Below are 14,498 nucleotides of genomic sequence, written 5' to 3' on the forward strand. Positions count from 1 at the left end.
ATAACGCTTAGATGAGCCGGATATTTAAAAGTTAAATCCTATATTAAAAAATAGTTATACTTAGAGCAAATACTAGAAGGAATAGCCCACCGAAAAGTTGAACTGTGCCAGTGGCACCCCAAAAATGGCTGAGTTTTGTTCCGCCACCAGTTCATGCCCTATAATGCGCTGCGCCAAAATTTCTTCTGCGCCAACAGAGCGGGCATACTTTAGCCTGCCGCCTAAGGCAAGGCCTATCTCCGAGGTGAGGTGCTTGCCCAGCTGAAACTGTCCGCCTATTTGGTAACTCAGGTCAATGGAGTTCTGGTAAAGCCGGCCTATATAACGGTAATTCGGGTCAGATGGTGGAGTGGATTCGGTGCCGAATACGTCTTTCTCAAAAATCAGCAGGCGATAGCCAAACACCGGGCCATGGTAGAACCCGAACGGGGCCATTTTTTTGTTTGTAGTATAGTGGCGCTGGCTCATGCGCACGCTAAGGCCGTTCACTTTTTTATCGACAGGCGTAAAGCCGGAGTCTTTTAAATAAGATTTGTAGATATACCCGATGCCGAGCTCATTAGACACCCGCGACGAACGCAGCTTTTCGTACGTGAAGCTAACCTGGCCAATATCGAAAGGCCTGAACTTGATGATACGGTCATGGTCTTTGTTCAGCACCTTGTCTTCGGTGTCCTCATCATTGTGGCCTTGTGCCTGTGCAACGCCTGCCGGTACTACAAAAAAAGCGGCGGCAATTAACAGGCCCCCTGCAAATCTCCTTAAATTCATAAATAAATAGTAAGTATAAACGAACTGATAAAGTGTCTGGGTAAAAAATGGTTCCGGGCTTATGGCTTTTTTTAGTGGGCGCAGGCGGTTTTTATACTTAACCTCATTCACCTTGCTAAAATTGACTTCAGCTAAGTATAATCCAAAAGCGAGAACATGATTTTAACCCAGACGTAGAACTATCAGTGTAAGTGATAATTTATTAAATATAAAGGCTTTAAAACTATGAAAAAAGTATCTTCGACAGGTTTGTTGCTGCTGGCATTGATTTTTGGCGTGGCATCCTGTAACCAGGAAAGAGGTGCCGTGGAAGAGGCACAGGAAGCAAATGAGGAAATGGCTGAAGGCATGGAAATGGAAGACCAGATCGAGGAGCAGTCGGAGTTCCTGACCAAGGCAGCCTCTGGGGGCATGATGGAAGTAGAACTTGGAAAGCTGGCGCAGCAAAAAGGGCAGATGAAAGAAGTTAAGGATTTCGGCACCATGATGGTGAACGATCATCAGAAGGTGAACCAGGAGCTGAAGGCTCACGCTGCGCGACTAAACATTATGTTGCCGGACAGTATGGGCGAAAAGCACATGGAGCATGTGAAAGAGCTGCGTAAAAAAACCGGGGCTGAGTTTGACAAGGCCTACATGGACCTGATGGTATCGGACCATAAAGAAGACGTGGAAATGTTTGAAAATGCTGCAAAAGATTTGGAAGATCCGCAATTGAAGACCTTTGTGAGCAACACGGTTACCACCCTGCGCCAGCACCACGACCGCGCCAAGCAGGTAAACGACATGGTGCAGAAAAAGAAATAGCGAGGCCCTTGCCGTGAATAAATAAAACATATAAAAGCATCTGTGAGTATCAGTACTTACAGATGCTTTTTATTTAAACCAACACTATGAAAAATAATTTAGTCTATGGCTTATTGCTTTGCCTTTTCCTGGTAGGCTGCGACTCAGACGACAGTGTGGAACAGGCAAAAGAGCTGAGTGTGCAGCAATTTGAGGCTGCCGGTATCGAAGATATGGAGAACGATGCGCTTTTCGCAGCCGAAGCAGCCAGTGCCAATTTGCTGTTGGTGCAGATGAGCGAGGCAGCCATAAACCGGGGCGTAAGCCCTGAGGTTAAGAGTTTTGCGCAGCGTGCCGAGAATACACATATGCAGCTTAACAACGAGCTCCAGGAATTGGCAAGCCAGACGAACCTGGTACTGCCTAACACATTAGGCAAACACGACCGCAAGATCTACGACGACCTTCTGGAAAAAGAGGGCATTGCCTTTGATGTGGAGTTTATCAGGGTAATGCGGAACCAGCACAGAGAACTGCTGAAACGCTACGAAGACATATCAGAGCATGGTAAAAGCATGGAGGTGAAGCAGTTTGCATCCAGGCAATTACCGTTGCTGCGGCAGCACAGCGAGGCCGCCGACAGGCTTGAGGAAAAAATAGACTAAAGCAAAAGGGCAGTTATGGATCCATAACTGCCCTTTTGCTTTATGCCTCGCCGTTATCGGTATAGTGGCTCGTGCTGAGTTCCTCTTTCAGGAAGCGCGAAGTATAGCCTTTCTTTACCTTGGCAACTTCTTCCGGTGTACCGGCGGCTACAATTGTGCCGCCGCCCTCGCCGCCTTCCGGACCGATATCGATGATGTAATCGGCTATCTTGATCAGGTCCAGGTTATGCTCGATGATCAATACCGTGTTGCCCTTGTCGGTTAGCTTGTGCAGTACCTCCGTCAAGTGCTCTATGTCCTGAAAGTGCAGGCCGGTAGTTGGCTCATCCAGAATGTAAAGCGTTTTGCCGGTGTCTTTTTTGGATAATTCCGTGGCCAGTTTCACGCGCTGCGCCTCGCCACCCGACAGGGTAGTGGCCTGCTGGCCCAGCGTAATGTAGCCCAGACCAACATCGTTCAGGGTCTGAATCTTACGAAGTATACGCGGCTGGCTTTCGAAAAAGTCCACGGCCTGCTCCACGGTCATGTCCAGCACGTCGGTTATACTTTTGCCCTTGAAGCGTACCTCCAGCGTTTCGCGGTTGTAGCGTTTGCCTTTGCATACTTCGCATGGCACGTATACATCCGGTAAAAAATTCATCTCGATCGTACGCATACCGGCTCCTTCGCAAGCCTCGCAACGTCCGCCCTTCACGTTAAACGAGAAGCGGCCCGGCGAATACCCTCTTATTTTGGCTTCAGGTAGTTGCGCAAACAAGGTGCGTATATCTGTAAATACACCAGTATAAGTGGCAGGGTTAGAGCGCGGCGTACGGCCAATCGGCGACTGGTCTACCTCGATTACCTTGTCCAGGTGCTCCAGGCCTTCTATATTTTTATAAGGTAGCGGCTCGCGCTTTGCCCGGAAAAAGTGCGTGTTAAGTATAGGGTACAGGGTGTCGTGTATCAATGATGACTTGCCACTGCCCGACACACCCGTTACGCAGATCATTTTACCCAGCGGTAAAGTCAGCGTTACGTTTTTCAGGTTGTGGCCCGTGGCTCCTTTAAGTATAAGTTTCTCGCCGTTGCCTTCACGCTTTTTGCGTGGCACAGGTATACCTCTGCGGTTGCTCAGGAAATCGGCGGTAGTGGTACCGGCTTTCATCATATCTTCTGGCGTGCCGGCTGTTACCACCTGGCCGCCATGTATGCCTGCCCCTGGGCCGATGTCTACTACATAATCCGACTGCAGGATCATGTCCTTGTCGTGCTCCACCACAATAATGGAGTTGCCTAGATCGCGGAGGTCTTGCAGGGCTTTTATCAGGCGTTCGTTGTCGCGCTGGTGCAGGCCTATACTTGGCTCATCCATAATGTAAAGCACACCCACCAGCTGCGTACCTATCTGCGTAGCGAGGCGTATACGTTGGCTCTCGCCACCCGAAAGTGTTTTTACAGGGCGGTGCAGGCTCAGGTAATCCAGACCAACATCCAGCAAAAAGCCGATGCGCTTGCGTATTTCCTTTAAAAGCTCTTTTGCAATTACGTTCTGGCGCTCACTCAGTCTTTCTTCCAACCCTTCGAACCAGGCTGCCAGTTTGTTGATGTCCAGCACAGAAAGCTCACCGATGTTTTTGCCGTCTATTTTAAAGTGCAGCGACTCTTTCTTAAGCCTGTAGCCGTTACAATCAGGGCAGGTGGTAGTTTGCGCAAAATCCTCTACCCACGAGCGAATGTTGTCGGAATCAGACTCCATCTGGTTCTTCAGGAAATTGACGATGCCCTCAAACTCCACAATGTAGCTGCCCTTTTTGGTATTCACCTCCAGGTCCTCGTCGAGGCCGTAAAGCAACACCTTTAAAACATCCTCGGGCAGGTCTTTTATAGGCGTGGAAACCGATACTTTAAAATGCTTAAACAGCGCTTCTATCTGCTTGAAGATCCAGATGTCACGATAGTCGCCAAGCGGCGCGATACCACCACGGCGTATGCTCAGGCTCCTGTCCGGTATAACCGATTCCTCTGTGATCTCCTGTATCTCGCCCAGGCCATTGCAGGTAGGGCAGGCTCCGTAAGGCGAGTTAAATGAGAAAGAGTTCGGAGCCGGATCGTCGTAAGCGATGCCAGTGGCAGGGTCCATGAGGTGGCGTGAGAAGAAGTGCGTCTTATCTGCATCAGCATCAAGTATAAGTACCGTGCCCTTGCCATGCGTGAGCGCATTTTGGATAGAGCTTGACAGACGGAAACGGTCCTCTTCCTTCACCACGATCTTATCCACTACGATCTCAATGTCGTGGATCTTATACCTGTCCACCTGCATCTTAGGCGCGATCTCCATTAACTCTCCATCCACACGGGCACGTATAAAGCCCATTTTGCGGATCTGCTGGAACAGCTCACGGTAGTGGCCTTTACGGCCTTTTACCACTGGTGCCAGCACTACAATGCGCTTGCCATCGAAGTTCTCCAGGATGTGGTTCACGATCTGCTCGTCGCTCTGACGCACCATTTTCTCGCCGGTAACATAGCTGAATGCTTCGGCGGTTCGTGCCCACAGTAATCGCATAAAGTCGTAGATCTCGGTAATGGTGCCTACGGTAGAGCGCGGGTTGCGGCTGGTGGTCTTTTGCTCGATAGAAATTACCGGCGAAAGGCCTTCAATTTTGTCCACATTCGGCCTTTCGAGTCCGCCCATAAACGAGCGGGCATAGGCCGAGAAGGTTTCCATGTAGCGTCGCTGACCTTCGGCATAGATCGTATCGAAAGCCAGAGAAGACTTGCCCGATCCGCTAATGCCGGTAAATACTACCAGCTGGTAGCGCGGAAGCTTGATGGAGATATTTTTGAGATTATGTTCACGGGCACCGTATACTTCTATCTGCTGCGCATCGCCGTTTATACTTGGGACTTGCGTGTTAGTAGCTGTGCCTGTTAAAGCAGTTGGTTGCTCTTGGTTGAGATCCATTCAGGATAAGTGGTTTTAAGTCGCAATTTACAAAAACAAGAGGGTTTTACAGCAGCAAAACCCTAACCACTCTTAACAGAAAATGACACCAATTGGTTTACCATTCCCAATTAAAGTAACAAGGGCTAATCTATGTTACCGTAGCAGCTGGCTTCTTTCTCATGTATTTCGGCGTGGTGGTGGCTGGTTTTGGAGTAATGCTGGTGGTGGTTCAGGATGATTTTCTGCTTCTGGCGATAGCGATAAAAGCCATATACCCCCAAGACAAAGCCAACCGGCAGCAACACAAAACCTGCAATTTTAAGGTAGAGGTCGTTGGCGAATTTGACAGCCACAATACCCGCACCCACTATGGCCATGGCTGTGCGCAAATAAGCCATAAAGGTGCGCTCATTAGCAAAAACAGTCCGCTCCAGCGCCATGTGATCCCTGATCTCGCTGTTCTTCTTTTCCTGAACCTTCAGTTTTTTCTTGAGTCGCTTTATCTCGTCTTTATCTTGCATAGCACCGATACCACACCTTTTGAAAAATATACGGGCATGGCCATGTTAAGTATACTTTAAGTGCTGTGGATAGCGACACAAGAGTTTATAAAACAAAAAGCCCGCTACCAGGGCAGCGGGCTTTCGTGTAAGTATAAAACTTTCTTCTCTTAGAAGTTCGGAGACAGCAGGTACTTGCTGTAGAAATCGTCAATTACCTTAACGGCCTCAGTGGCGTCGTCCACAATGTGTACCAGGTCAAGGTCTTCAGGGCTGATGTTGCTTTCCACGTTCAGCATCACGTCTTCGATCCACTTGAACAGGCCTTCCCAGTAAGAACGACCTACCAACACGATTGGGAATGCACCGATCTTCTTCGTCTGGATCAGCGTGATCGCCTCGAATAACTCATCCAGCGTACCAAAGCCGCCCGGCATTACTACAAAGCCCTGGGCATACTTCACAAACATTACTTTGCGCACAAAGAAATAATCGAAGTTTATCAGCTTGTCAGAGTCGATATAAATGTTGTTGAACTGCTCGAACGGCAGGTGGATATTAAGGCCTACAGACTTGCCGCCTTCAGAGTGAGCGCCTTTGTTGCCGGCCTCCATAATGCCCGGGCCACCGCCAGTGATAACACCATAGCCATGGCGCACCAGTTTAGCGGCGATCTCCTCGGCCATTACGTAGTACTTATGCGTGTTTTTAGTGCGTGCAGAACCGAAAATGGAAACGCAGGGGCCGATCTTGGCCAGTTTCTCAAATCCCTCCACAAACTCCGACATCACTTTAAATATCTGCCACGAGTCAGCAATTTTGATCTCGTTCCAGTCTTTGTCTACAAACGCCTGGCGGATCTTTTTATCTTCCGGCGAGGCTGGTGGCGCAGTAACCTGGCCGCTTTCGCGCAGGTCGGTAACCGATCTGGCTTTATTCTCATTAACGTCAGGCTTCAGGATAGTTTGTCCGCTGCCTGTGTTCATCTCCTGATCCTGGAGCTTTGTCTTACTTGTCTTTCTCAGCTTTGTCATAATTATTCGTCATCTTCATCGCAGAGGCGCGTGTGCCCCTGTGCGCCATTTCTCTCAGGCGCATGTCATCTCAATTAATATAATAAAATTTAAGGGTGTTTTGCATCAAGTGAGGAAGCACTGCAAATCAACCAAGGGTGTAAATATATCTATTTGGAGCGGATTGCAATAACAGGGTCCAGGTTAGAAGCTAAAACTGCCGGAATAATCCCGGAAAGCATTCCAATAACCGCCGATACGCCCAGTCCAAGTATAATGTTACCTGCCGATAGCCCTACCTCCATCATGTCCTGGGGTATGAGCGTGAGCAGGAACACTAGGAAAATGCCTATGCCACCGCCAATTAAGCTCAGGAACACCGACTCGAACAGGAACTGGAAAAGTATGAAATAATTCTTAGCTCCCAATGATTTTTGTATCCCGATAATGTTGGTCCGCTCTTTTACCGACACAAACATGATGTTGGCAATACCGAAACCTCCCACAAGTATGGCAAATCCGCCAATCACCCAGCCGGCCAAACCCACCACCTGGAAGAAGCCGCCTATAGCCTGCGTGGCCATTTCGGGGCGGTTCAGGGCAAAGTTGTCTTCGTCGCGGGGGCGCAGCCCACGTATGTTGCGCATCAGGCCACGTATCTCATACTCCAGCTCCATCAGGCCTGGGTCCTCTTCGCGGCCTTTAACCGCGATGGTAGAGCCAAGCCCGTCGGGGCCCACATCATATACTTTGGCAAAGGCTCCGTAGGGCACGATGCCCATCTGATCGAAATTGGGCATGCCAAACATGCTTTCGCCCTGTTTTTCCATTACCCCGATCACCGAAAATTTATGCCCTTTTACCTTTATTATCTGCCCCATGGGCTCTGTGTAAGGGAAAAGAGCCGCTGCCATCTCATGCCCGATAATGATCACGTTTCGGGCTGCGTCCACTTCCTGCGGAATAAAATAGCGTCCCTTTTCGATCGGAATTTCGGATACTTTGTTGTACTCGTAAGTTACCCCAATCAGGCCGGCGTTGGAGAAGCTGTTGCTGCCCTGCTTAAAGGTGTTGTTGCCCCTGTCTACGAAAATAGCGGTGCCGGCATCGTTTGTGAGGTTGCGCTCCAGCAGCCTGAACTCGCGCATGTTGGGGTGCGGCCTCTGGAAGTACTTCCACCAGGGGTAGTCACCCCCAAACGCCCACGGCCATTTCTGCACATAGATCACCTTGTCGCCAATAAAGCTCATACTATCGCGTACGTTACGTTCCAGCGAGTCTACCAGCGTGAAAACAGAAATAATGGCGAATATACCGATCGTAACCCCAAGCAAGGAAAGTACAGTGCGCAGCAGGTTAGACCGCAGCGCCTGCCATGCAAACCGGAAACTCTCAGCTATTAAGCGCAGGTATATCATTCTGATGATCAGTAATCGGGCAATATCCGAAGTAATTTTCTTAAAAGTAAGAATATTTCGGCCAAAATAAGTAAATTTGCGGCTCAATTTTTAGATTTTTTGCCTTATAGGGTGCTATGAACCCTTACAGGCATTTTGCCTGTTTTACCACCAGAAACATTTACCTAAAAGTTTAATACCGTAATATTAAATTTATGAAATTATCAGAATTCAAGTTTGACCTGCCGGAAAACCTACTGGCAACGCACCCTTCCGAAAACCGTGATGAGTCGCGTATGATGGTAGTACACCGTGATACAGGCAAAATAGAGCACCGCATTTTCAAAGACATCCTGGAGTACTTCGACGATGGTGATGTGATGGTGGTAAACGATACAAAAGTTTTCCCGGCCCGCCTTTATGGCAACAAAGAGAAGACTGGTGCCAAGATCGAGGTTTTCCTGCTGCGTGAGCTTAACAAAGACATCCACCTGTGGGACGTGCTGGTAGACCCGGCCCGTAAGATTCGTGTAGGCAACAAGCTATACTTCGGCGACAGCGACCTTGTAGCTGAGGTGATCGACAATACAACATCTCGTGGCCGTACTATCAAATTCTTGTTCGATGGTACAGATGAGGAGTTCTATAAAACTATCAACGACCTTGGCGAGACGCCACTTCCAAAGTATATCAAGCGTGAAGCTGAGCCTGAGGACAGAGAGCGTTACCAGACAGTATATGCTAAAAACGTAGGTGCCGTGGCTGCCCCAACTGCCGGCCTGCACTTTACAAAAGAGGTGATGAAGCGCCTGGAGATAAAAGGCGTTGAGATGGCTCCGATAACATTGCACGTAGGCTTGGGTACTTTCCGTCCGGTGGATGTGGAAGACCTTACTAAGCACAAGATGGACTCTGAAAACTTCATGGTTCCTGCTGATACTGCCGAGCTGGTAAACAAAGCACTGGACAACAAGAAACGCGTTTGTGCCATTGGCACCACTACAATGCGTGCGCTTGAGTCTTCAGTTTCAGCAAACAGCCGCCTGAAGCCAAACGAGGGCTGGACAGATCGTTTCATCTTCCCTCCGTATGACTTTAAGATCGCTAACGCACTTGTTACGAACTTCCATATGCCTGAAAGCACACTGCTGATGATGGCCGCTGCCTTTGGAGGTTACGAACTGGTAATGAAAGCTTACGAAGAGGCTGTTAAAGAGAAGTACCGCTTCTTTAGCTACGGCGACGTAATGCTGATCCTGTAAGCTATACTTTGCAAAAAAATACAGATGCCCCAGCCGATAAAGTTGGGGCATTTTTTATACTTTGATTTATCAGACTTCGCAGTTCCTGTGAGCGTCTTTTGAGTTAGAGAGTTTGGGAGTTAGAGGGTTAGGGTGAATATATATGCACTCATTCGCTCATTCGCTCATTCAGAATTACTTGTTTCAAATGCTAGACGCTCGCAGGAGCCGCGCACGCTGCGAGGTCTTAAACTATAAAACTATGATCGGGCCAGATCCAAACACATTGTACCCGCTGTCGCACCATAGAAAGCTGGTGTTTCTGAAAAACATTATCCAGCACCCAAACATTGAGGTTGGTGACTATACTTATTACGATGACCTGGAGGATCCTTACAACTTCGAGAAGAATGTGCTTTACCACTTCGATTTTATAGGAGATAAACTGCTTATTGGAAAGTTTTGTGCCATCGCGTCCGGTGTAAAGTTTATCATGAACGGCGGAAACCATGAAACAAAGCCAGTGTCAAGTTACCCCTTCCAGATATTTGGCAACGGCTGGGAACGGATCGCAGAAGAGGTGGCTTACCCCATGAAAGGCGACACGGTGATAGAAAACGATGTTTGGATCGGAACAGAGACTGTAATTATGCCTGGCTTACGAATTGGCAATGGAGCTGTGGTAGCCACCAAGTCTGTTGTAACCAAAGATGTGCCCGACTATGCCATAGTAGCCGGTAATCCTGCCGTGGTAGTGAAAAAGCGCTTCTCAGAGGAGCAGATAGAACAACTGCTAAGTATAGCCTGGTGGAACTGGGATGCAGAAAAGATCAGCCGTAACCTGCACCTGATCCATTCTGACAACGTGGAAGCCCTGGCAAGCTGCGAGTAGTAAAGCAACTTCCTGACTTCAATACCCTCAAACTTTGTACCTTTGCAACATGGCAAACCAAATACCGGAGTACGCAATTATAGTGGCAGGTGGCAGTGGCAGCAGAATGCAAAGCGACTTACCCAAGCAGTTTATTGAGGTAGCGGGCAAACCCATACTTATGCACACCATTGAGCGCTTTTATAAGTATAACCCGGATGTCAGGCTGATTGTGGTACTGCCTCAGGAACAGCTTGTAACCTGGCGTGAGCTGTGCCGCAAACACGGGTTTAAGCTTTTTCATATGACAGTGGCTGGAGGTGCCTCGCGGTTTCAGTCGGTTAAGAATGGTTTGAGCGCTGTGATGGGAGAGGGCCTGGTTGCAGTGCATGATGGGGTGCGACCTTTTGTGGAAGAGCAAATAATTAAAGCTGCTTATGCAGTTGCCGCCCAGGGAAGCGGGGCAGTGGTGGCCGTATCACCAAAAGACTCTATCCGTGAGTTGACGGATGAGGGAAGTCGCGCCGTGCCTCGCACAAAGTATAAACTGGTGCAAACGCCACAGGTTTTTCCGGCAAGTATACTTCGCAAAGCCTATGAGCAACCCGAGCAGGAATATTTCACTGACGATGCTTCTGTAGTGGAAAGTATAGGCGAAAGTATAGTTTTAGTGGAAGGCAGCTACCGCAACATCAAAATAACCACACCCGAGGACCTTATACTTGCAGAAGCTTTTGCGGCTGGTGATTGGACCACAGATTAAGGGGGTTAGAATGATTAGAAGGATTGGTCCTCACAGTATCTTGCTTATCGTTTCATAGTGAGCGTGGTCCAACCACCCCTAACCCCTTAGAGCTACGCTCGCAATCTTCGAACTCCCGTTCTCGATTGTCCAAGGCGGGGAATTTTACCTCCCCTAGCCCCTCCTAAAAACAGGAGGGGGATTTCTGAAGACGATTACACACCCCTGCACCCCTCTCTTTAAAAGAGGGCCCCTACCCCCAGAGGGGAATCTTCGCCTTTAATGTAGGGAAGTATCAGTTTTATACTTGCTGGCCAGTTGTGACAGACGTTCACCAAGAAGTGTCGATCCCAGCCTTTGGGTGGGGGAAGGGGCCCTCGATAAAGAGCGCCTTGTAGCTGTTGCGGTGCCCGTAAGGGCAGCCGGAGCAGAGCGGAGGCAGCTTCAGATACACAGCGCGATGCCCGAAGGCGAGGCCTCCCGGCCTTGAGGGCACCAAAGCTAGAAGTGAAACAATTGGCAAGCAAGACTGAGGGATAGAAGCAACTCGATATCAAAGCAAATAAGTGCTGAATACCCAATAACCACTGCAATCTTATATAGTAAGCTCTCTGTCCTAGCTAATAAAGAAAGGAATGGTTGGACCTGGTATTGAAGGTAATCCTATCCATCCTTTCAAATCCTGCAAATCCTAATTCTGACTACAACGCCACCTGTCGCCCTGCCTCCAGAAATACCTGGTTTTCCTGCACTGCCGTGGCAGAAATAGGCTCAAGTACAGGCTCTGGTTTAGAAAGATTGAGTAGATAGCCCTGCAATGGGGTTAGGTTTGACAAGTCGTGGGTGATGCAAAGTATGGTTTTGCCTTTGGTAAGCGCCCAATCCTGCAGCAGGCTGAAGACCTGGTTTTTGTAGTATACATCTAGCTGTTGGGTAGGCTCATCCAGAAGTATGATATCGGCATCCTGCAGCATTAATTGTGCAAGCCACACCAGTTGTTGCTCACCACCGGATAAGGTAGTAAAATCGTGGTCTATAAGGTGGGTGAGTTGCAGTTGCTCCAGTACCTGTGCCGCCAGGTCGTAGTCGGCTGCATCGTAGTTCTCAAAGAATCGCTTCTTCCGGAACAGGCCCATTACCACCAGGTCGTGTACCTTTATCGGGAAATTGATAACGTTTTTCTGAGGCAGGTAAGAGAGTATGCCTTTTTCAGCGGGGTTGCGGAGGTGTTTCAGGTCATGGCCCTGCACCAGTAACTGCCCTTGGTAGGGCACCTTTTGCTGGAAGGTTTTGAAGAACGTAGTTTTACCAGCGCCGTTATGGCCGATGATAGCCACAAAAGCAGGAGAGGGGATAGAAAAAGAAAGGTTGCGGATCAGGACCCGTTGGCCATAACCCGCAACCAGATTTTTTACTTCGACGATCAAGCTTTGCTCAATTATGAATTACAAATTATGAGTTATGAATTACAGACAGCGAAGTAAGCCATTCATAATTCTTAATTCATCATTCATAATTAATCTTAGTACTCGTCTTCGTTAAACATGAAATCCTCTTTTGTAGGATAGTCAGGCCAGATCTCTTCGATGTTCTCGTAAGGCTGTCCGTCATCTTCCAGGGCTTGCAGGTTTTCTACAACTTCCATTGGGGCACCTGAGCGGATAGAAAAGTCGATCAACTCGTCTTTTGTTGCTGGCCAGGGTGCATCTTCCAGATATGAAGCTAGTTCAAGTGTCCAGTACATAGTATTTTCTCCTTTAATTATTGGCTGTTTGAATGGATTGCAAAAGTATGAATAAATATAAAAACTAAAATTTTTTAGCTGAAAAAATTGCTTTTTTGTTTGTTTTTAACAACACAACGCAATTAAACAGGAAATGTTCAAAATAGGATAAGTTTTTTTGCGATGCTATAACAATAGTTGTACAAGGCGGCATTGCACCATAAAAAAGCGCCTGCTACATATATAGCAGACGCTTTTTCAGCAAAACAAAGTATGTGAAGGCTATTTGCTTATTGCACTTAACTGGCCCTGGAACATCTCGATCAGCTCCTGCTTTGTATTGATCTTGCGGTTAAAGTTCCTGATCTTACCCTTCAGCATATTTCTAAAAGAGTCATTGCCAGGTGCATCGCTCAGCTTGCCCAGGTTTTCCTCAAGCAGGCTCAGTTCGTTTTTATCAGATTTGATAAAGTCCTTCAAAGCGTTGATACGGGCTTGCAGGCCATCGATCTCTGTAAAGGTTTCGTTGCCGGCCTGCTGGCGCTTGCGTATGTAATGCTCCAGGCTGCTCATCTCAAACACCCTGTCGCAGGCTTTAATAAAGCGCTCCCAAATCATATCAGACACGCTTGGGTGCACCGGGCCTACTTTCTTCCACTCGGCCTGCAATTCTTTGGCGCGTTTAACGGCATCATTCAGGCTGTTTTGCTGCAATAGCTTCTCTGCCTCAATGGCCAGTTCTTTTTTGCGCTCAAAGTTAACCTCGTGGTATTTCTCCCTCGATTCGTTCTTCTCATTATTGATCTTCTGCTTCAGGCGATCAAAGAAGTGGTTGTGGGCTTTGCGGAACTCGGTCCAGAGTTTGGTTGTGGTTTTGCGTGGCAGGTTGCCGCCTACATCTTTCCACTGGTTCTGCAGTTGCTTCAGCTTGGCTGTAGTAGCCTCCCACTCATCAGAGTTTTGCAACGCCACAGATTGCCGGATAAGGTCTCTATACTGCTCATACGTACGGTTGAGCATGCGCTTCTTATCCTCGAAATAGTTTTTCTTACGCTCAAAGAACTTGTCGATGGCTGTTCGGAAACGCTCTTCTAATTCTTCTGTAAGTTCTTTTTCAACAGGGCCGGTCTTGATCCAGGTGCTGCGCAGGTCTTTCAGTTTTTCAGTGGCTTCTTTCCACTCAATGCTGTTGCTGTGCGCCTCAGCTTCCTGTATCAGGGCTATTTTGGTTGACAGGTTTTTCTCGCGATTCTGCTTGATGGTTTCGTTGATGTCTTCCTCTGCTTTGGAAAGCGTGTGGTAGATCTGCTCAAAATCACCCAGGGCATCGTAGTTGCCTACCTGCTCTTTCATGTGGAGCACTTTCATCAAAAAGGAGCCTTTGTTCTCGGAGGTTGCGATACGTTCCAGCAGGCTGTTTACCTTGCCTTGAAACATTTCGAAACGCTTTGCGAAATAAACCAGCGAATCATCTTCTGATTCTTTTACCTCACCCACCTTCCTGGCAGGGTAATTCATGAAGGGTTTCAGCCACACTTGCTGGTCTTGAATAAAGCCATACTTTTTGGCCTCTTCCAATAGGTTGTCGTATTCCATGTTACTGGATTAGGTTATGGGTCGTAAATTAGGGTAAGGCATTTGTTTAAACTAACTGTAACATACGCAGGTTGGTTCTCATCGTTTCCATAATTCTTTCTGCCGCTAAGCACGAATTAAAATCAGACAAAGCCAAACTGGTGCTAAAGTAAGTCTGGGCACACTTTACCCATACAGTTTTTACAAGTTTAAACAATTTGGAGCAATTTTGTGAACCATAAACACATGAATTTTTGCGATATTTGTAATTCAGCACGAATAATT

The 14,498-nt window shown here is 48.0% G+C and carries 13 protein-coding genes; 5 read left to right on the plus strand and 8 right to left on the minus strand.

The annotated features are described in order from the left end of the window. Nucleotides 1-72: 72 nt before the first annotated feature. Nucleotides 73-771, minus strand: a complete 699-nt coding sequence (locus AC4BAP_RS02065) for an ABC transporter ATP-binding protein (RefSeq protein ID WP_490580949.1) — start codon at nucleotides 769-771, stop codon at nucleotides 73-75. Between the two features lie 225 nt (nucleotides 772-996). Between AC4BAP_RS02065 and AC4BAP_RS02070 the strand changes: the two genes are divergently transcribed. Then, nucleotides 997-1,578, plus strand: coding sequence for a DUF4142 domain-containing protein (locus tag AC4BAP_RS02070; RefSeq protein ID WP_490580950.1), 582 nt, complete (start codon nucleotides 997-999; stop codon nucleotides 1,576-1,578). Between the two features lie 86 nt (nucleotides 1,579-1,664). After that, nucleotides 1,665-2,222 (plus strand): DUF4142 domain-containing protein, encoded by a 558-nt coding sequence (locus AC4BAP_RS02075; RefSeq protein WP_490580951.1) that lies wholly within the window; start codon nucleotides 1,665-1,667, stop codon nucleotides 2,220-2,222. 40 nt (nucleotides 2,223-2,262) lie between these two features. On the opposite strand, the gene uvrA is transcribed toward AC4BAP_RS02075, so the two are convergent. From uvrA to AC4BAP_RS02095, 4 genes are all read right to left on the minus strand, one after another. Next, entirely contained in the window at nucleotides 2,263-5,169 is a 2,907-nt protein-coding gene (uvrA, locus tag AC4BAP_RS02080) for an excinuclease ABC subunit UvrA (protein WP_490580952.1), read from the minus strand. Nucleotides 5,170-5,294: 125 nt separating this feature from the next. Continuing rightward, nucleotides 5,295-5,672 (minus strand): YidH family protein, encoded by a 378-nt coding sequence (locus tag AC4BAP_RS02085; RefSeq protein ID WP_490580953.1) that lies wholly within the window; start codon nucleotides 5,670-5,672, stop codon nucleotides 5,295-5,297. A gap of 149 nt (nucleotides 5,673-5,821) precedes the next feature. Further along, nucleotides 5,822-6,685 (minus strand): LOG family protein, encoded by an 864-nt coding sequence (locus AC4BAP_RS02090; protein ID WP_490580954.1) that lies wholly within the window; start codon nucleotides 6,683-6,685, stop codon nucleotides 5,822-5,824. 149 nt (nucleotides 6,686-6,834) lie between these two features. Then, a complete protein-coding gene (locus tag AC4BAP_RS02095; protein WP_490581147.1) occupies nucleotides 6,835-8,082 on the minus strand; it encodes an ABC transporter permease in 1,248 nt (415 codons plus the stop codon). 194 nt (nucleotides 8,083-8,276) lie between these two features. Between AC4BAP_RS02095 and queA the strand changes: the two genes are divergently transcribed. The 3 genes from queA (at nucleotide 8,277) to AC4BAP_RS02110 (ending at nucleotide 10,936) form a co-directional block, all read left to right on the plus strand. After that, the gene (gene queA / locus AC4BAP_RS02100) at nucleotides 8,277-9,323 is read left to right on the plus strand and encodes a tRNA preQ1(34) S-adenosylmethionine ribosyltransferase-isomerase QueA (RefSeq protein WP_490580955.1); all 1,047 of its coding nucleotides are present in this window, start codon (nucleotides 8,277-8,279) and stop codon (nucleotides 9,321-9,323) included. A 241-nt stretch (nucleotides 9,324-9,564) separates the two neighbouring features. After that, complete coding sequence (locus AC4BAP_RS02105; RefSeq protein ID WP_490580956.1) at nucleotides 9,565-10,194, plus strand: CatB-related O-acetyltransferase; 630 nt, start codon at nucleotides 9,565-9,567, stop codon at nucleotides 10,192-10,194. 49 nt (nucleotides 10,195-10,243) lie between these two features. Next, the gene (locus AC4BAP_RS02110) at nucleotides 10,244-10,936 is read left to right on the plus strand and encodes a 2-C-methyl-D-erythritol 4-phosphate cytidylyltransferase (protein ID WP_490580957.1); all 693 of its coding nucleotides are present in this window, start codon (nucleotides 10,244-10,246) and stop codon (nucleotides 10,934-10,936) included. A gap of 680 nt (nucleotides 10,937-11,616) precedes the next feature. On the opposite strand, the gene AC4BAP_RS02115 is transcribed toward AC4BAP_RS02110, so the two are convergent. The 3 genes from AC4BAP_RS02115 to AC4BAP_RS02125 form a co-directional block, all read right to left on the minus strand. Further along, nucleotides 11,617-12,342: an ABC transporter ATP-binding protein gene (locus AC4BAP_RS02115; RefSeq protein ID WP_490580958.1), complete on the minus strand. Its 726-nt coding sequence runs from the start codon at nucleotides 12,340-12,342 to the stop codon at nucleotides 11,617-11,619. Between the two features lie 95 nt (nucleotides 12,343-12,437). Beyond that, on the minus strand, nucleotides 12,438-12,659 hold the full coding sequence (locus AC4BAP_RS02120; protein ID WP_025608825.1) for a DUF2795 domain-containing protein: 222 nt from the start codon (nucleotides 12,657-12,659) through the stop codon (nucleotides 12,438-12,440). A gap of 261 nt (nucleotides 12,660-12,920) precedes the next feature. After that, nucleotides 12,921-14,234, minus strand: a complete 1,314-nt coding sequence (locus AC4BAP_RS02125; protein WP_490580959.1) for a DUF349 domain-containing protein — start codon at nucleotides 14,232-14,234, stop codon at nucleotides 12,921-12,923. Nucleotides 14,235-14,498 lie beyond the last annotated feature (264 nt).

Source organism: Pontibacter sp. GD7, assembly GCF_058216375.1.